The following is a 17,276-nucleotide window of genomic DNA, read 5'->3' as shown; positions in this document are numbered from 1 at the left end:
TCCGGTTCGTCGTGTTCGACGCGGTCGCGGACGTGGCGCCCTGACTCGGGCCCCACCCGCCGGCAGGACGCCCCGTCAGCGCTCCGTCGGCAGCGGCTGCCCGCGCAGGGCGGCGGCACGGAACTGCGTCGGGGTGAGCCCGAACCGGTCCCGGAACGCCCGGCCCAGCTGCGCCGTCCCCGCGAACCCGGTCTCGCGTGCCACCCGGCGCACCGTCACGCCGTCGTCGGCGCCCGCCAGCATCTCCGCGGCGTGCTCGAGCCGGATGTCCCGCAGGGTCGTCGCGAACGAGTCGGGGCTGTCCTCGAACTGCGCGAACAGGTGCCGCCTGCTGATCCGCAGCTCACTCGCGACCGCGTCGGCGTCGAGCGCGGGGTCCGCGTACCGCTCGACGAGCAGCGCCCGGACCCGGTCACGCAGGCCCTGCTCGGGCGGGGCCTGCCCGCGGTCGATCGCCGACGCCACCGTGGCCGCCACCAGACCCTGCAGCGCCTGCGTCGCGGTGAGCCGCACGACCGTGTCCGTGTCCTCGTCGAACAGCACCTCGACGAGGTGCTGCGCGGCGGGCGTGAGGGGCGCGTCGCGCAGCACGAGGTCCTCGTCGCGCAGGATCGCGTCCGGCCGCCGGCCGAACAGCGAGGTCGTCAGCAGCACGTAGGTCCGACGGCACGGTCCGGTCTGCCACTCGATGCGGTAGCGGCCGCGCGGCGGGTGCAGGATGACGTCGCCCGGGCCGAGCGGAAGGTCGTGGTCACCGCGCAGCAGCCGCCCCGTGCCCGCCTCGACCAGCTCGAGCACCGCGATGCGCGGCCCGGCAGGCACAGAGGACGGCGCGCGGTCGGACACCGCGACGTACCGCGAGCCCTCGTACCGCAGCAGCAGCATGCGGTCGGCGGCGAGCGGGTGCACCGTCCCGGCGGTCGCGTCCCCGTCGGGGAAGGCGAGGTCCCAGCCCATGGGCGCCATGAGCGCGAGCATCTCGCTGCGGCCCACCTCGAGCGGCCCCCGCCCGACGAACCTGCTCACCCAGTCGAGCACGGCGGCGGTCGACCGGTCCTGGCGGACCACGACGGCGGGTCGCCCCTCGGCCGTCAGAGCCTCCGTCGTGGCCGTGACCTGCGGGACGACCGGGGCGTTGGGCATACGTCCGACGCTAGCCGGGCTCCTCCCACCCGAACGGGTGAACTCGAGGCGCGACCGCGCACTGCACGACCGCTGCCCGGCGCGTGACGCCGGGCGGCGGTCGTGGTGCGACGTGCGTCAGGCGGCGAGCACGTGCGGCGGGAAGCCCGTCCGCTCGACGTGCGCGCCGTCGGCGATCCGCGCCTCGGGCTCGACGACGAGCGCCGGGTCCAGGTGCGCACCCGCACCGACCTCGACGCGCGCACCCAGGCGGGCGCCGCGGCCGACGACCGCGTCCCGGCCGACGTGCACGTGCGAGCCCAGGCGCGCGCGCTCGGAGACGACGGCACCCGGTTCGATCCAGCAGAACCGGCCCACCGACGCACCAGCCTCGACGACCGCGCCCGGGTCGACCCACGCGGAGTCGGCCACGAACGCGCTCTCGTGCACGCGCGCACCCTTGGCGACGAGGCCGCCGCCGTTCTCGTGTCGCTGGTAGCGGACGACCTTGCCGTCCTCGGTCTCGAGTTCCTCGTATCGCTTCATCCTGCTCATCGCAACGATCCGACCGCAGGCTCTGTTCCCACGGGAAGGCCCGTCACACGACCTTCACGCGAGCCCCGCGGACCTGTCCCGGCCGCCGTGACCTGGACCACCGCGCGCGGTCGGCCACCGCCGCCGCGGCACGACCGCCGCCGGCCCCGCCGGGGCGCGTCGCCGAACGCGGGGAACGGCCGCGTCCCGGCCCGCGGAAGCGGCCGGTCCCCGCGTTCGACGGCCCCGGGAAGCGGCGGGCGCGGCGTCGCGCGCTCGCCGAGAACCCCGCGCGGGTGCGTGCGAGGATCGCCCCATGACGACCGACCAGGACGCGCCCGACGTCGCCGGGAGCCCGGCACCCACAGGGGCTGCGACCCCCGACCCGCTCGCCAACGCGGGCGACACCGAGCTCTGGCTCGAGCGCACCGGCAAGCGGCAGTACGTGGGCCGCAGCTCGCGCGGCGCGCAGGTGCGCATCGGGTCGGTCGGCGACCCGGAGGCCTTCTCCCCCGGTGAGCTGCTGAAGATCGCGCTCGGCGCGTGCAGCGGCCTGTCCGCCGACGCCGCGCTCGTGCACCGCCTCGGCGACGACGTCCGGGTCACCATCCGCGTGGGCGGCGCGACGCACCCCACCGAGGACCGCTACCCCGCGCTGGCCGAGGTCATGGAGGTCGACCTCTCGGGCCTCGACGACGCGACGCGCGACCGACTGCTGACGGTCGTGCACCGCGCGGTCGACCAGCACTGCACGGTCGGGCGCACGCTCGAGCACGGCGCCACGACGACGCTCACGGTGTCCGGGGAGCGCTGACGTGCCGCGGCTCGTGCAGGGGGCGCTCGACAAGGCCGTGACGATCCCGTCCGCGACGATCCACGCGCACGTCGAGAGCGTGCGGCGCCGCAACCCCGACGCGGACCCCGCCCGGGTCGTCGAGCTCCTCGAGAAGGAGTACCTGCTGGTCGTGGCGGGCACGGGCGGCGCCGTCGGCGCCGCGGCGGCCGCGCCGATCGTCGGCACGGGCCTCGCGACCGCGCTGACGGTGAGCGACGTCGCGACGTTCTTCGGCGCGTCCGCGGCGTTCGCGCTCGCCGTCGCGTCGGTGCACGGCATCGAGGTCACCGACACCGAGCGCCGCAAGGCGCTGCTGCTGTCGACCCTGCTGGGCGAGTCCGGCGCGAAGGTCGTGAGCGACGCGACCGAGCTGACCACGTTCCGCGTGGGCCGCGTGCTGCTCACCCGCATGCCGATGGGCACGGTCAAGAAGGTCAACAACCAGCTCACGCGCAAGCTGCTGCGCACGCAGACCGCCCGGTTCGGCGGGCTCGCGGTCGGGCGGCTCGCGCCCTACGGCCTCGGCGCGGCGATCGGCGTCGCGGGCGGCCGGGCGCTCGGGCAGGGCGTGATCAAGGGCGCGCGCCTGGCCTTCGGCCCCGCCCCCGAGACGTTCCCGCGGGTCGTCGAGGCCGTGCCCGTGCACGCGCAGCTCGCGACCGCCCCGCACGTCGTCGGCCAGGCCGACGCGGTCGCGCCCGCACGGCCGGCGCCCCAGCCGACGGACGGCGCCGCACGCCGGCGGGGCTTCCTGCGTCGCCGCTGAGCCGCACGCGTCCGTCGCGCGTGCGGCAGGCGTCACCAGCGAGCGTGCACGTGCTCCCGCACGTCGCGGTCGTACACGTCGGCGAGCGCCGCGAGGGTCTCGTCCGACAGGTCGGGGAACGTGTCGGCGGCCGCGTTGGCCTGCGCCTGCGCGGGCGTGCGCGCCCCCGGGATGACCACCGAGACGCCGGGCTGCTGCACGATCCAGCGCAGCGCGAGCTGCGCGGTCGTCATGCCCGACGGCGTGAGCCCGGCGACCTCGCGCGCGGCGCGGACGCCGACGTCGTAGGGCACGCCCGAGAACGTCTCGCCGACGTCGAACGCCTCGCCGTGGCGGTTGTAGGCGCGGTGGTCGTCGGGCGCGAACTGCGTCTGCTCGTCGTACCTCCCCGACAGCAGGCCGGACGCGAGCGGCACGCGCGCGACGATCCCGACGCCCGCCTCGGCCGCCGCGGGCAGCACCTGCTCGAGCGGCTTGCGGCGGAAGGCGTTGAGGATGATCTGCACCGACGCGACGTGCGGGCGCGCGATCGCCGCGAGCGCCTCGTCGACGGTCTCGACGGACACGCCGTAGGCGGCCGCGCGGCCGTCCTCGACGACCCGGTCGAGCGCGTCGTACACGTCGTCGCTGCGCAGCACCGCGCTGGGCGGGCAGTGCAGCTGCACGAGGTCGAGCGTGTCGGTGCGCAGGTTGACGCGGCTGCGGTCGGTCCACCGGCAGAACGCGTCGTACGTGTACGCCTCGGCGACGTGCGGGTCGGCGCGGCGGCCCATCTTGGTGGCGACCGTGACCGACCCGGCGAGGTCGGGGCGCGACGCGAGGAACGCGCCGATCGCGCGCTCGGACCGCCCGTCGCCGTACACGTCGGCCGTGTCGAGGAACGTCACGCCCGAGGCGACCGCGGCCTCGAGCACGGCGTGCGCCGTGTCGTCGCCGACCTCGCCCCAGTCGCCGCCGAGCTGCCAGCAGCCCAGCCCGATCACTCCGACCTCACGACCCGTCCGTCCCACCACCCTGCTCCGCATGCCGACGACCGTACCCCGGTGGAGGATCGACGCATGCCGACGCCCCCTGCTGCCCCCGGTGCCGTCGCGGTCACGCGCGCGCTGCCCGTGCCCGCGGCCGCCGCGTGGGCGGCGCTGACCGACGCGCGCCGGCACGCGGCGTGGGTCCCGCTGACGCGTGTGCGCACCGACGGGCCGCCGCGCCTGGGCACCCGCGTGGAGGCGGTGTCGGGGCCGGGTGCGCGCCGCGGGCTGCCGGGGTTCGTCGACCGCATGGTCGTCACGCGGTACGACGCCCCGGGCGCCGACACGGGCGGCGCGGCGGGTGTCGCGGTGTTCACCAAGCAGGGCCCGGTGCTGCTGGGCGAGGCGACGATCGTCGTGCTGCCGACGGGCCCGGGCGCGTGCCGCGTGACGTGGTCCGAGCGCGTGCCGCTCGCGGGGCCGCTGCCCGCGGCGCTCACGGCGCGCCTGACGGCGCCCGTGCTGGGGCTCATGCTGCGGGTGGTGCTGCACCGCGCGGCGCGCGACCTGCGCGCGGGCTGAGCCTCGCGACACGCCGACGCGCGGGATCGGTGTTTCGCAGGCGTTTCGACGCAACGGATCGACCCTGCGTGCACCCACAGCGCAACGGATCGCGCCCGCACGCGCAACGTCACCTGTCCAGGAGGACGCCGCGACGCTCGTACCCTCGAAGGGTCGGCCGCCCCCACCCCCGCGGCGGCCCCGTCCCCCTCGAGGAGCCCGATGACCGCGCACGCACCCGGTGCCACGCCCCGCCACTACCTCATGTGCGAGCCGACCCACTACACGGTGTCCTACCGGATCAACCCGTGGATGGACCCGCAGCGCGTGACGGACACCGACCTGGCGGTGCGCCAGTGGCGCACGCTGCGCGACACGTACCTCGAGCTCGGCCACACGGTCGAGACGATCGACCCGATCCCCGGCCTGCCCGACATGGTCTACGCGGCCAACGGCGCGACCGTCGTCGACGGCGTCGTGTACTCGGCACGCTTCCGCTACCCCGAGCGCGCCGCCGAGGGCCCCGCGTACCAGAAGTGGTTCGCGGACCGCGGCTTCGTCACGCACACCGCCGAGCAAGTCAACGAGGGCGAGGGCGACCTGCTGGTCGTCGGCGACCTGATCCTGGCCGGCACCGGGTTCCGGTCCGACCGGGCGTCGCACGCCGAGCTGCAGGAGCTCGTCGGCCGCCCCGTGATCTCGCTCGAGCTCGTCGACGACCGGTACTACCACCTCGACACCGCGCTCGCCGTGCTGTCGTCCGACCCCGCGTCCCCGCAGGTCGCGTACTACCCGCCCGCGTTCTCGGCCGGGTCGCGCGCGGTCCTCGAGCGCCTCTTCCCCGACGCCGTGGTCGCGACCGACGACGACGCCGCGGCGCTCGGCCTCAACGCGGTCTCCGACGGTCTGCACGTCGTCGTGGCACCCCGCGCGACGCACCTCGCGGGCGAGCTGCGCGACCGCGGCTACACCCCGATCCCGGTCGACACCTCCGAGCTGCTCAAGGGCGGCGGCGGCGCGAAGTGCTGCACGCTGGAGATCCGCCGGTGACCACCACGCCCGTCGTCGGGTCGGCCCTCGCACCCAACTACCACCCGCTGCCCGTCACGCTCGCGACGGGTGAGGGCGCGTGGGTCACCGACACCGACGGTCGCCGCTACCTCGACATGCTCGCGGGGTACTCGGCGCTCAACTTCGGCCACCGGCACCCGGCGCTCGTGGCCGCCGCGCACGCGCAGCTCGACCGGCTCACGCTGACCTCCCGCGCGTTCGGCCACGACCTGCTCGAGCCGTTCGCGCAGGCGCTGGCCGGGCTCGTCGGGCCGCTGCTGGCCGGTACGTCGCACCTCGTGCTGCCCATGAACACGGGCGCCGAGGCCGTCGAGACCGCGATCAAGGCGTCCCGCAAGTGGGGCTACGAGGTGCGGGGCGTGCCCGCCGACCGCGCGACCATCGTCGTCGCCGACGGCAACTTCCACGGCCGCACGACCACGATCGTGTCGTTCTCGTCCGACCCCGACGCGCGCCGCGGGTTCGGTCCGTTCACGCCGGGCTTCGTCACCGTGCCGTACGGCGACGCGGCGGCCCTGGCGCGCGCGATCGACGAGACGACCGTCGCCGTGCTGCTCGAACCCGTGCAGGGCGAGCAGGGCGTGGTCGTGCCGCCGCTGGACTACCTCGCGGCCGTGCGGCGCGCGTGCGACGACGCGGGCGTGCTGCTCGTCGCGGACGAGATCCAGTCGGGCCTCGGGCGCTCGGGCTCGACGCTCGCGTGCGAGCGGTTCGACGTGCGGCCCGACCTCGTGACGCTCGGCAAGGCGCTCGGCGGCGGGATCGTGCCCGTGTCGGCGGTGGTCGGCCGCGCCGACGTGCTCGAGGTCCTGACCGCCGGCACGCACGGCTCGACGTTCGGCGGCAACCCGCTCGCGTGCGCGGTCGCGCTCGCCGTGGTCGACCTGCTGACGCCCGGCACGCTGCAGGCCCGCGCCCGCACGCTCGGCGAGCACGTGGGCGACCGCCTCGACCCGCTGGTCGACCGCGGCCTGCTGTCCGACGTGCGGACGATCGGCCTGTGGGCCGGTGTCGACGTCGCACCGTCCGCCCCCGGGGGCCCGGCGAGCGGTCGCGAGCTGTGCGAGCGGCTGCTCGCGCGCGGCGTGCTCGCGAAGGACACGCACGGCGCGACGATCCGCCTCGCGCCGCCGCTCACGGTCGACGTCGCGGACCTCGACACCGCGCTCGACCGCCTCACGGACGCGCTCACGGCGCGCTGAGCCCGCCCGGGTGCGCACCGCGCGCACCCGGGCGCCGGGCCGCCGCGCGTCCGGCTCAGCCCGCGGCGGTCAGCCGCAGGTGCAGCAACGGGTACGGCCGCCCGGCCTCGTCGGTCGCGCTGCGCCCCACCACCGCGAACCCGCGCCGCGCGTAGAACGCGGCGGCGGCCGCGTTCTGCTCGTTGACGTCGACGCGCGTCACTCCCTGCTCGTGCACGACGTGCGCGAGCAGCGCGCCGCCGACGCCCCAGCCCTGCCAGGAAGGGTCCACGAACAGCATCGCGAGCTCGTCGCCGCTGGTGCCGGCGAACCCCACGGGGACGCCGTCGACCTCGGCGACCGTCAGCCGGACGGCCGGCAGGTACGCGGGCACGAGCTGCGCCTCGATCGCGTCGAGGTCCGCGGGTGCCACGAAGTCGTGCGTCGTGTCGACCGCGCGCCGCCAGACGCCCGCCAGGGCCGCGTGCTCGGCGGGCCCGGCGCACGGGCGGACGGTCGGTGCGGGCACGGCGTGCTCCTCGCGTGGGCGGCGGGTGGGCGGGCGCCATCCTGCCACCCGCCCCGGCCGACTCCCGCCGCACGACGCGCCGCGCGGCCCCGTCAGCCGAACGTGATCGACGTGTACATCCACCCGTCGTGCATGACGACCCCCACGTACGCGGTCGAGTACGCGCCGAGCATCTGCGCGTTGTGACCGCTCGAGTTGGCGTACGCCCGGATCATGCGCGTCGCGTCGCCGGGGCTCACGCGCCCGACGATCTCGGGCCGGGCCTTCGCCGACCCCGCGCGCGTGCCCGAGTGCCAGATGCTGTCGGACGCCGCCATCTGCATCGCGTGCTCGACGCGCGCCCCCGACCGCACGATGCTCAGCTCGCCGAGCCCGTTGGCGACGCGGTGCGCGTTGAGCGCCGCACCCACGGCCCCCGCGGAGCCCTCGGAACCGGCCACGGGCAGTCCCGCGGCGGCGGGCGCGGCGGGCGCGGCCGCGGCGGCACCGCCGCTGCGCGCGGGAGCGGGCGCGCGACGCGTGGTCGCGGCCTTCGGAGCGCGCGCGGCGGCCGCCTGCGCGGCGGCGGCACGCGCCGCCGCCTCGGCCGCGACGCGTGCGTCCTCGGCGGCCTGCCACGCGGCCTGCGCGTCGACGACGCCCTTCTCGGGCGCCGCGAGACCGGCCGTCACGGTCCGGAGCGTCGTGAGCGAGACGGCGGGCGCGCCCACCGCGCCGGACGTCGCGTCGATCGCCTGCTGGAGCGCGTCGCGCGGCCCGTCCCCCGCCTGCGGCGCCGACGCGAGCGTCGCCGACGCGTGCTCGACCGCCGCACGCGCCTGGTCGCCGGCCGCCGCGCGCTGCACGGTCGCGACCGCGGCACCCGCCACGACGCCGTCGACGCGGGCGGCCGCGAGCTCGTCGCCCACGCCCGCGCGCACGGTGTCGACGCGGGCCTGCGCGGCACGGACCGCGTCCGCGCGCGCCGCACGCTCCTGCTGCACGGCCCACACGCCGCCCGCCGACACCAGGACGGCCGCGGCGGTGAGCAGCGCGACGACCTGGCGCCGGTGCGACGGGTACACGGGCGACGCGGCGTCCGCGTCCGCGGCCGGGGGCTCCCCGGGGGCGGCGGTTGCCGGCGTGCGCTGCTGCGGCACACCGGACGCGGGGACGACCGGGACGGGGCCCGACAGCGCGTGCCCCGCCTGGGTGGGGATCAGCGGGACCGCGCGTGCAGGTGCCTCGACGGGCGCCGCGGCACCCCCCGCGGGTCGGCCGTCGCGGCCTGCCCCGGTGCCCTGCCGTTCGCTCATGGTCTCCCCCACGTCGTCGCGCCTGCTGGACGCATCGGCACGTGCAGCCTCCGACGTGAGGCTGAGTGTCGCAATCGGTGGCACATATGGCCAGATGTCCTGCACATCCGTGCATTTGCGGCGATCGGGGCACGGTCGTCTCGATGGACCACGATGGTTGCGTGGACCCCGACCGGCTCGACTCCCTCGACCGCGCCATCCTGCGCGCGCTCGCACGCGACGCCCGCTCGACGTTCGCCCAGGTCGGGGCGGAGGTCTCGCTCTCGGCACCCGCCGTCAAACGACGCGTCGACCGGCTGCGCGAGCGCGGCGTGATCCGCGGCTGGACCGTGCAGCTCGACCCCGCCGCGCTGGGCTGGCACACCGAGGCGTTCGTCGAGATCTTCTGCCAGGGCTCCACGAGCCCCGCGACCATGCGCACGGCCGTCGAGCGGTACCCCGAGGTCGTCACCGCGTCGACCGTGACGGGCGACGTCGACCTCGTGGTGCAGGTCCGCGCACGGGACATGCGGCACCTCGAGGAGGTCGTCGAGCGGCTCGCCGCCGAGCCGTTCGTGGCGCGCACCCGCTCGACGGTCGTCCTGTCGGCACTCGTGCGCCGACCCGACGCCGTGCCCGCGACCGCGGTCGCCGCGCCGGACGCGCCCCGGGACGCCTGACCCCGGACCGCGCTCGACCTCAGCCCGCGGCCGGGTCCTCGCAGCGCGTCGTCACGACCATCACCGGGCACCGCGCGTGGTGCAGCACGGCCTGGCTCGTCGAGCCCAGCAGCAGCCCGGCGAACCCGCCGCGCCCGCGCGACCCCACGACGATGAGGTCGGTGGCCTCGGAGAACTCCGTGAGGAGCTCGGCACCCGTGCCGTCCAGCACGCGCCGCTGCACCACGACGCCCGGGTGCCCGGCCAGCGCGCGGTCGACGACCACGTCGAGGCCCTCCTGCGCGTCGCTCAGGACCTGCTCGTGGTCGACCGCCGACGGGAGCCACGCGAGGGCACCCGCCATCGACGCGATCGGCACGCCCGACACCGCGAACAGCTCGGCACCCCACGCGGCGGCCTCGCGGATCGCCGCGCGCAGCGCCGCCTCGGCGGGCGCCGACCCGTCGACGCCCACGACGATGCGGCGCACGGGACGCAGCGGCGGGACCTCCCCGTCGGGCAGCGGGTGCCCGTCGTCGCCCCGCAGCGGGACGACGACCGTCGGGCACCAGCCGTGCGCCGGCAGCGCCGACGACACGGTGCCCAGCAGCCGGTCGGCGAAGCCGCCGCGGCCCCGTGTGCCGACGACCGCGAGCTCGACGCGTCGCGACTCCTCGACCAGCGCCGCCGCCGCGTCGCCCGTGACGACACGCCCCTGCACGGGGACCCCCGGCGAGCCGAGGTGGCCCAGCGCCTCGTCGAGCACGGCCTGCGCACCCGCGCGGATGGTGTCGTCGTCGAGCGCGGCGTAGCCCCCGTCGAGGGACGCGGCGGTGAACGACGGCAACGAGTAGGCGACGAGCACGCGCAGCCCCAGTCCGCGGGTCCGCGCCTCGGCGGCGGCCCAGTCGAGCGCGTGCAGGCTCGCCGTGGACCCGTCGACCCCCACGAGGATCTCGTGCTCGCGCGTCATGTCGCCCTCCTGCGTCGCGTGCGGCGCCCCGGTGCGCCCGATGGTCCGGCCCTGCCATCGTGGCACAGGGCGCGGCGCCCGACGGCACCGGGTCCGCGCGGGTCGCGCGTCAGGCGACGAGGTACGGCGACCACGCCGGCTCGGGCCGCCCGGCGGCGCCGCCGACCGTGACGGACCAGCGCGGGGCGCGCGGCAGGAAGGGCAGCTCCCAGCCGAGCTCGTGCAGCGTGCGGTCGGCCTTGCGGTGGTTGCAGCGCCGGCACGCCGCGACGACGTTGGTCCACTCGTGCCGGCCGCCGCGCGAGCGCGGGTGCACGTGGTCCACGGTGTCGGCGCCGCCCCCGCAGTACGCGCAGCGGTGGTCGTCGCGCTGCAGGACCGTGCGCCGCGTCGGCGGCACGGGACGCCGCGTGGGCACGCGCACGTACCGCGTGAGCACCAGCACGACGGGTGCGGGCATCTGGACGCGCGCGGAGTGCAGCACGTGGCCGTCGGACTCCAGGACGGTCGCCTTGCCGGTCATGACGAGCACCACCGCGCGGTGCAGCGTGACGATGCAGAGCGGTTCGCCGCTCGCGTTGAGCAGCAGCGTCCGCGCGGGCACGTCCGCGCGCGCGTCGGTGCGGGGGGCCTGGTCGGCGGCGGTCGTCAGCACGGTGCACTCCCGGTGGTCGGACCGGCTGGCTGCCGGCCGTGGGCGAGGAACAGCGTGAATGCCGGACCAGCGTACGCGCACGTCCTTTGCGGCCCGGGAGAACGCGACGAGGCCCCGACGACGTGGACGTCGTCGGGGCCTCGCGGCATCGGACCGGCTCAGCCGATCCGGATGAACGTGGGGTTGCTCTGCCAGATCGACCGGAACTGGATCGTCTTGCCCGGTCGGGGGGCGTCGATCATCTGGTTGCCACCGGCGTAGATGCCGATGTGGCCGGGGCTCCAGATCAGGTCGCCCGGCTGGGCGTCGGCGCGGGAGACGACCTGGCCGGCGTTGCGCTGGGCGGACGAGGTCCGCGGCAGCGAGATGCCGAGCTGGGCGTACACGTACGACGTGAAGCCCGAGCAGTCGAACCCGTCGGGCGTCGAGCCGCCCGAGACGTACGGGACGCCGACGTAGCGCGCCGCGACCTCGAGCACCGCGTTGCCGGAGACCGACTGCGGGATCGGGTTGTTGGTCGCCTGCGTCTGCGCCGCGGGGGTCGCGGCCGCACGCTCGGCCGTGCGGGACGCCGTCCGCGTGCGGACCGGCTCCGGCGGCGGCGGCGGGGCCGGCTTCTCGGCCGTGACGGCCGGTGCGTCGACCGTGAACACGGCCTCGGCGGGCGACGCGACCACGGGGGACGTGTTGAGGACCGCACGCGCGGAGGCCGTGAGGGCGGCCGTGTCGACGGCGGCGAGCGCGGGGGCGGCGACGTGGTCCGCGGCGGTCGCGGGGACCGCGACCATCGAGACCATGAGGCCCGACGAGGCCGCGACGACGGCGGTGCGCCGACCGACGGTCCCCATCTGCTCCGACGCGGCGGAGGCCAGCTCGGTGAGCGGCGTCGAAGGACGACGCGCGGCGCGGTGTCGCGCCCGGGTGGTGCTTTCGGACAACGTGGTGCCTCTCCTGGCGCCTACGAGGTGAGCTGTCGGGTTCGGGTGGGAGATCACCCGGCCGGTCGTCCGCCACGGCCACCCGCACCTTCGTGCGTGCTGCCGTACCGTCCGCCCGGCTTCACCCCAAGGGCACCGTCACCGGTACCCGCAAAGTGGTTCCCCCGCCCCTGCCGGCGAGTCGTACGGACCTGCGAGCGGCGGCAGGGTTCGGCGTTCCGCTCGAGGGCTCCACGGAGGAGGGTTCCGAGAAGCAGGACGAACGTACATGACCCCCGGCGCGATTGTCACGCTCTGGTCACGAAGATCTCGGGGAGGTCATGGACCGACGTCCGACACGCCGCGCGACACGCCAGGCCAACCTTCGAGTCGTCGACACCTGACGCGCGCACGTCGACGGCGGCACGACGGCACGACGAGGGCGGCCCCGCACCGGTCCGGTGCGGGGCCGCCCTCGTGGGTCCCGACGGGTCGACGACCTGCGCGACGGGCACGGCCCGCGCGCGGGCTCAGACCCCGACGAAGATGTGGCGCGCGACGTCCTCGGGCAGGTCCAGGACCGTGCCGGAGCCCGCGACGCCGACCGTCACGACGCCCGCCACGCGCTCGACCGTGATGTGCGCACCCGGCTGCACGCCCGCCTCGGCGAGCCGCGCGAGCAGCTCGACGTCGACCTGCAGCGGCTCGGCGATGCGCGCGACGACCGCGGTGCCGCCGGCGGCGGCCCGCTCGCCGGTGAGCGGCACGACGCCGTCGAGGAACCGCACCTCGGTGCGCGCCTCCCCGATCTCGTCGAGCCCGGGGATCGGGTTGCCGTACGGGTCGAAGTGCGGGTGGTCGAGCAGCGCCACGAGCCGCTGCTCGACGCGCTCGCTCATGACGTGCTCCCAGCGGCACGCCTCCTCGTGGACGTGGGGCCAGTCCAGGCCGATGACGTCGGTGAGGAGCCGCTCGGCGAGGCGGTGCTTGCGCATGACGCGCACGGCCTTCGACTGGCCGTCGGGCGTGAGCTCCAGGTGCCGGTCCCCCGTGACGACCACGAGGCCGTCGCGCTCCATGCGGGCGACGGTCTGCGAGACCGTCGGGCCGGAGTGCCCGAGCCGCTCGGCGATGCGCGCACGCAGCGGGGTGATGCCTTCCTCGGTGAGCTCGTAGATCGTCTTGAGATACATCTCGGTCGTGTCGATCAGGTCGCTCACCGCTCGGCCTCCCACGTCGCGTGCCACGGCCCGTGCTGCGGGACCGCCTCAGGTGCCCAGGGTAGTCGGACCCGCCCACGTGAACGGGCTGCGGGCCGCACGTCGGGCGTCGTTATCCTCGCCTCGTGCCCGCCGCCGACGCCCTCGCCCGTGTGACGATCCCCGCCGACCTGCTGCCGCGCGACGGCCGGTTCGGGTCCGGCCCCTCGCTCGTGCGCCCCGAGCAGGTCGAGGCGCTGGCCGCGGTCGGGCGCACGGTGCTGGGCACGTCGCACCGGCAGGCCGCCGTGCGGGACGTCGTGGCGCGCGTGCGCTCGGGCCTCGCGACGCTGTTCGACCTGCCCGACGGCTACGAGGTCGTGCTGGGCAACGGCGGCTCGACCGCGTTCTGGGACGTCGCCACGCTGTGCCTCGTGGAGCGCCGCGCCGCGCACGCGCAGTTCGGCGAGTTCGGCGCCAAGTTCGCCGCCGCGACCACGCGCGCGCCGTTCCTCGAGCCGTCGCACGTCGTGTCGGCACCGGCCGGCGAGGTCGCGGTCCCCGCGTTCGTCGACGGCGCCGACACGTACGCCTGGCCGCACAACGAGACGTCGACGGGCGTGATCGCGCCCGTGCGGCGCGTGCCGGGGTCGCGCGAGTCCGGCGCGCTCGTGGTCGTCGACGGCACGTCGTCGGCCGGCGGCACCACGCTCGACGTCGCGCAGACCGACGTCTACTACTTCGCGCCGCAGAAGTCGTTCGCGTCGGACGGCGGGCTGTGGCTCGCGCTCGCGTCGCCCGCGGCCGTCGAGCGGGCCGCGCGCGTCGAGGCGTCGGGCCGCTGGGTGCCCGAGTTCCTGTCCTTCACGACCGCGGTCACCAACTCGCGCGCCGAGCAGACCCTCAACACGCCCGCGGTCGCGACGCTCGTGCTGCTGGCCGAGCAGGTCGAGTGGATGCTCGCGCACGGCGGGCTCGCGTGGGCCGCGGCCCGCACCGCCGAGTCGTCGGGGCACCTGTACGCGTGGGCCGAGAGCCGCGACTGGGCGACGCCGTTCGTCGCCGACCCCGCGCTGCGCTCGCCGGTCGTGGGGACCGTGGATCTCGCGCCCGAGATCGACGCACCGACCGTGACGGCCGTGCTGCGCCGGCACGGCGTGGTGGACATCGAGCCGTACCGCAAGCTCGGCCGCAACCAGCTGCGCGTCGGCATGTACCCCGCGGTCGACCCGCAGGACGTGCGCGCGCTCACGGCGTGCGTCGACCACGTGGTCGCGCAGCTCGTCTGACCCGCCGGCAGGACGACGCGACGGAGCCCGGCACCGCACGGTGCCGGGCTCCGTCGCGTCAGGCGCGACCCGCGCGTCAGGCGCGGCGACGGCGTGCGACCAGCACCCCGGCCGCGCCGGCCAGCACCAGGCCGGCCCCGACCAGGACGACCGGTCCCGCGGTCGCCCCCGTGGCGGACAGCACCTCGGCACGGACGCGCGGCCCGGCCGCCGACGCGACGTCGCCGCCGGCGACGAGCACGTCGGACCGCTCGGGCGACGTGAGGCAGCTCGCCGAGGACTGCGGGTACGTCGTGACGGCCGACGCGGTCGGGTTGACGTGGAAGTCGACCTGGACCGAGCCGCGCGCCCAGTCGTACTCGTCACCCTCGACCCAGCGGCCGCCCTCGAGACGCCAGCCCGGCCAGTCGACCCCGCGCCCCGACGCGTCGGTCACGGCGCCGGGCCACGGCACCGACCCGGACAGCGGCTGGTCGGCGTAGACGACGTCCGGCCCGCCGGTCGGGTTGACGAACGTGATCGTGACGGTGCGGTGGTCGGTGCCCACGGGGTCCAGCGCGTACTGCAGGCGCGGGACGTCGGCGTCGCACACCGCGCTCAGCGCCGCGACGTCGACCTCGCAGGGCAGCTCGGCCCCGTAGTCGTCGGTGCCGCGCGTGCAGTCGTCGGCCGCGGCGACGTCGCCCGGGGAGGCGGTGGCGACCGTCGGGGCGAGCCCGGTCAGGAGCAGGAGAAGGCCTGCGACGGCGCAGACCCGGACGGACGTGCGCATGGCTGCCTCCCGAGAGGGATGAGAAGAAACGGACAATTCGGGACCATCTTCGCGCGTCGTGGGCGTCAGGCCTACTCCTGGACGGGTGATTCGGACATCTCGGGCGCGTTTCACCCGTCCGGGCGGCGGCGAGCCGTCAGGACGCGCACCGGAAGGTGGCCGATCCGGGCGAGGTCACGGTCGGCGTGGTCCAGAGCGTCACGGCGCCGTCGTGCAGCGGCAGGTCGACCTCGAGCTCCTGGGTCGCCCCCGGCGCGACCCGGGACGCGACCTGCACGACCACGCGCCCGTCGGCGCGCGTCACGCGGCCCGTGGCCGGCGCGCCGTCCCGGCGGACCACCGGCGGCTGCCCGTCGCGCCCCGACCACACCGACACCGACGTCAGCAGCGTCCCGGGCGCGACGCCCTCGCCGGGCGCGCCGACGACGACCGGCAACGCCCCCGCCACGGCGCCCGGCGGTTCGAGGTGCAGGCGCACGACGGCCGTCACGGAGGGGGCTGACCCCTCGCAGCGCGCGTCACGGAACGTCACGTCCGTGTCGAGGTAGGCGCCGAGCTTGCCCTGGGTCGCGTCGTCGAGGAAGACGCCGGGCTCGTCGGCGAACGGACCCGACATGAACGCTCCCCCGGCCACCGTCGCGGCCAGGACCCGCTGCTCGTCGGGCCGCGCCGACCACACGCGCAGCCGCCGCTCGTCGACCGCGCGCCGCCCGGCGGCGAGCAGGCGCTGCGGGTCGCCCTGCCCGGCGCCGACCGCGGCCACGACGTTCGACGCGACGTGCGCGAAGTACGCGTCGGAGGCCTGTGCCCGGGGGTGCCGCACGTACGCGTCGCGCAGCAGGGCCCGCACGAGGCCGTCGCCGGCGAGCGTCCCGCCGTCGGGGTCGGGCACCGGACCCGTGGCGTCGACCAGCGCCGCGACGGCGACCGGGTCGGTGCCCAGCACCCCGTCCACCGGGTCGCCCGACACGGTCGCCCAGTGGGCCGCCACGAGGGCCGCGGTGCGCGGGAAGTCGGGGGTCGAGGACGCGTTCTGCACCCACCGGCCCAGCCCGTCGCCCCACAGCGCGAGCTCCTCGTCGCTCAGCGGCAGCACGGGGTCGCGCACGCCGCGCAGGTCGGCCGTGGTGCGGATCGCCACGACGTCGACGGCGCCGTCGTCCACGCGCACCTCGACGACCGCACCCACGATGCCGCCCGCCGCGCGCAGCTCGGCGGGGTTGAGCGCGAGCACCAGGTACGTGCGCGGCCCGTCGGCCCCGAGCATCGCGGGCAGCACGCCCGCCACGCGCGCCGCGGGGCCGACCGCGCGGTCCAGGCGGTCCACGGCGTCCTGCGCCTGCCGCACCGGGTCCGCGAGGGGCCCGACGAGGGCGTCGGGCTCCACGCGGTCGAGCCGCTCGCGCGCCGCGGAGACCGCGCCCGCCGCGTCCGCCACGCGCGTCGCCACCGCGCCGAGCGCCGCCAGGTCGAACCGGCCGTCGGCCCCGCGGGCGCCGCCGTCGAGCAGGACGGCGAGGTCGTCGGCCGCGGGCAGCGCGCCGGCGACGACGTCGTCGAGCGAGGTCGCGACGACGCGCACGGCCGCGAGCTGGTCCCCGAGCCACGGGACGTGCTCGGCGAGCCGCCACACGGGGTCCTCGGCGGCGGCCGCGGCCCGGGACGTCGCGGCGTGCAGGCCCGTGAGGTCCGCGGCGGACGTGAGCGCCGCGGCGTCGAGGTCGACGCCCGCGAGCTGCCGCCGCGCGTCCTGCAGCGCCGTCGCCGCCTGCCACGCGCGGAAGCCGACCCACGCACCGGCGAGCACCACCAGCAGGAGCAGCCCGGCGAGCGCACGCCGCACGGTCCGCGCCCGGTGCGGGCGCGGGGTCCCGCCCGCCTGCGGCGGCCGGAGCGGAGGGGCGGCCTCGGCGGGCCGGCCCGTCACCGTCGGCGTCACGTCCATGCGTGGATCGTGACACAGCACGCTTT

18 protein-coding genes and 1 riboswitch are annotated in these 17,276 nt (G+C 76.6%); of the genes, 7 read left to right on the top strand and 11 right to left on the bottom strand.

Annotated features, from left to right (window positions below; all coding sequences use genetic code 11):
- Window positions 1-75 precede the first annotated feature (75 nt).
- The gene (locus tag GY42_RS18460; protein WP_052748475.1) at window positions 76-1,143 is read right to left on the bottom strand and encodes a helix-turn-helix domain-containing protein; all 1,068 of its coding nucleotides are present in this window, start codon (window positions 1,141-1,143) and stop codon (window positions 76-78) included.
- A 117-nt stretch (window positions 1,144-1,260) separates the two neighbouring features.
- Window positions 1,261-1,668, bottom strand: coding sequence for a transferase (locus GY42_RS16815; RefSeq protein ID WP_046530187.1), 408 nt, complete (start codon window positions 1,666-1,668; stop codon window positions 1,261-1,263).
- Window positions 1,669-1,972: 304 nt separating this feature from the next.
- Between GY42_RS16815 and GY42_RS16810 the strand changes: the two genes are divergently transcribed.
- Together GY42_RS16810 and GY42_RS16805 are read left to right on the top strand one after the other, a co-directional pair.
- Window positions 1,973-2,470, top strand: coding sequence for an OsmC family protein (locus tag GY42_RS16810; protein WP_046530186.1), 498 nt, complete (start codon window positions 1,973-1,975; stop codon window positions 2,468-2,470).
- Between the two features lies 1 nt (window position 2,471).
- A complete protein-coding gene (locus GY42_RS16805) occupies window positions 2,472-3,257 on the top strand; it encodes a hypothetical protein (RefSeq protein WP_236686829.1) in 786 nt (261 codons plus the stop codon).
- Between the two features lie 32 nt (window positions 3,258-3,289).
- Here GY42_RS16805 and GY42_RS16800 read toward each other — a convergent pair whose 3' ends face one another.
- Complete coding sequence (locus tag GY42_RS16800; RefSeq protein ID WP_046530185.1) at window positions 3,290-4,282, bottom strand: aldo/keto reductase; 993 nt, start codon at window positions 4,280-4,282, stop codon at window positions 3,290-3,292.
- A 33-nt stretch (window positions 4,283-4,315) separates the two neighbouring features.
- Here GY42_RS16800 and GY42_RS19225 point away from each other — a divergent pair, with 33 nt between their 5' ends.
- The 3 genes from GY42_RS19225 to rocD all read left to right on the top strand — a co-directional run bounded on the left by GY42_RS19225 (window position 4,316) and on the right by rocD (window position 7,059).
- Window positions 4,316-4,807, top strand: a complete 492-nt coding sequence (locus GY42_RS19225; protein ID WP_052748473.1) for an SRPBCC family protein — start codon at window positions 4,316-4,318, stop codon at window positions 4,805-4,807.
- Between the two features lie 201 nt (window positions 4,808-5,008).
- Window positions 5,009-5,836 carry a dimethylargininase gene (gene ddaH, locus GY42_RS16790; RefSeq protein ID WP_046530184.1) on the top strand — a complete coding sequence of 276 codons (828 nt, stop codon included), beginning with the start codon at window positions 5,009-5,011 and terminating at the stop codon, window positions 5,834-5,836.
- A complete protein-coding gene (gene rocD, locus GY42_RS16785) occupies window positions 5,833-7,059 on the top strand; it encodes an ornithine--oxo-acid transaminase (RefSeq protein ID WP_046530183.1) in 1,227 nt (408 codons plus the stop codon). Before ddaH ends, rocD begins: the two co-directional genes overlap by 4 nt.
- 55 nt (window positions 7,060-7,114) lie before the next feature.
- On the opposite strand, the gene GY42_RS19965 is transcribed toward rocD, so the two are convergent.
- Together GY42_RS19965 and GY42_RS19960 are read right to left on the bottom strand one after the other, a co-directional pair.
- On the bottom strand, window positions 7,115-7,567 hold the full coding sequence (locus GY42_RS19965; RefSeq protein ID WP_046530182.1) for a GNAT family N-acetyltransferase: 453 nt from the start codon (window positions 7,565-7,567) through the stop codon (window positions 7,115-7,117).
- A 92-nt stretch (window positions 7,568-7,659) separates the two neighbouring features.
- Window positions 7,660-8,862 (bottom strand): CAP domain-containing protein, encoded by a 1,203-nt coding sequence (locus GY42_RS19960; protein ID WP_052748472.1) that lies wholly within the window; start codon window positions 8,860-8,862, stop codon window positions 7,660-7,662.
- A gap of 161 nt (window positions 8,863-9,023) precedes the next feature.
- On the opposite strand from GY42_RS19960, the gene GY42_RS16770 reads away from it, so the two are divergent.
- A complete protein-coding gene (locus GY42_RS16770; protein ID WP_236686828.1) occupies window positions 9,024-9,521 on the top strand; it encodes an Lrp/AsnC family transcriptional regulator in 498 nt (165 codons plus the stop codon).
- A 19-nt stretch (window positions 9,522-9,540) separates the two neighbouring features.
- On the opposite strand, the gene GY42_RS16765 is transcribed toward GY42_RS16770, so the two are convergent.
- The 4 genes from GY42_RS16765 to GY42_RS16750 all read right to left on the bottom strand — a co-directional run bounded on the left by GY42_RS16765 (window position 9,541) and on the right by GY42_RS16750 (window position 13,265).
- Window positions 9,541-10,473, bottom strand: a complete 933-nt coding sequence (locus tag GY42_RS16765; protein ID WP_046530180.1) for a universal stress protein — start codon at window positions 10,471-10,473, stop codon at window positions 9,541-9,543.
- Between the two features lie 109 nt (window positions 10,474-10,582).
- Window positions 10,583-11,128, bottom strand: coding sequence for an HNH endonuclease (locus tag GY42_RS16760; protein WP_082131623.1), 546 nt, complete (start codon window positions 11,126-11,128; stop codon window positions 10,583-10,585).
- Between the two features lie 158 nt (window positions 11,129-11,286).
- Complete coding sequence (locus GY42_RS16755; RefSeq protein ID WP_046530179.1) at window positions 11,287-12,066, bottom strand: C40 family peptidase; 780 nt, start codon at window positions 12,064-12,066, stop codon at window positions 11,287-11,289.
- Between the two features lie 3 nt (window positions 12,067-12,069).
- Window positions 12,070-12,292, bottom strand: a riboswitch (cyclic di-AMP (ydaO/yuaA leader).
- A gap of 283 nt (window positions 12,293-12,575) precedes the next feature.
- On the bottom strand, window positions 12,576-13,265 hold the full coding sequence (locus GY42_RS16750; RefSeq protein ID WP_046530178.1) for a metal-dependent transcriptional regulator: 690 nt from the start codon (window positions 13,263-13,265) through the stop codon (window positions 12,576-12,578).
- A gap of 125 nt (window positions 13,266-13,390) precedes the next feature.
- Here GY42_RS16750 and serC point away from each other — a divergent pair, with 125 nt between their 5' ends.
- Complete coding sequence (serC, locus tag GY42_RS16745) at window positions 13,391-14,533, top strand: phosphoserine transaminase (protein ID WP_233421210.1); 1,143 nt, start codon at window positions 13,391-13,393, stop codon at window positions 14,531-14,533.
- Between the two features lie 76 nt (window positions 14,534-14,609).
- On the opposite strand, the gene GY42_RS16740 is transcribed toward serC, so the two are convergent.
- Both GY42_RS16740 and GY42_RS16735 read right to left on the bottom strand, forming a co-directional pair.
- Window positions 14,610-15,305 carry an LPXTG cell wall anchor domain-containing protein gene (locus GY42_RS16740; protein ID WP_046530177.1) on the bottom strand — a complete coding sequence of 232 codons (696 nt, stop codon included), beginning with the start codon at window positions 15,303-15,305 and terminating at the stop codon, window positions 14,610-14,612.
- Between the two features lie 136 nt (window positions 15,306-15,441).
- Window positions 15,442-17,250 carry a DUF4012 domain-containing protein gene (locus GY42_RS16735; RefSeq protein ID WP_052748471.1) on the bottom strand — a complete coding sequence of 603 codons (1,809 nt, stop codon included), beginning with the start codon at window positions 17,248-17,250 and terminating at the stop codon, window positions 15,442-15,444.
- Window positions 17,251-17,276 lie beyond the last annotated feature (26 nt).

The organism is Cellulomonas sp. FA1 (assembly GCF_000986825.1).
Taxonomy (GTDB): Bacteria; Actinomycetota; Actinomycetes; order Actinomycetales; family Cellulomonadaceae; genus Cellulomonas; species Cellulomonas iranensis.
Note: the sequence above shows the minus strand (reverse complement) of the source record. Positions and strands in the feature narration are given on the sequence as shown.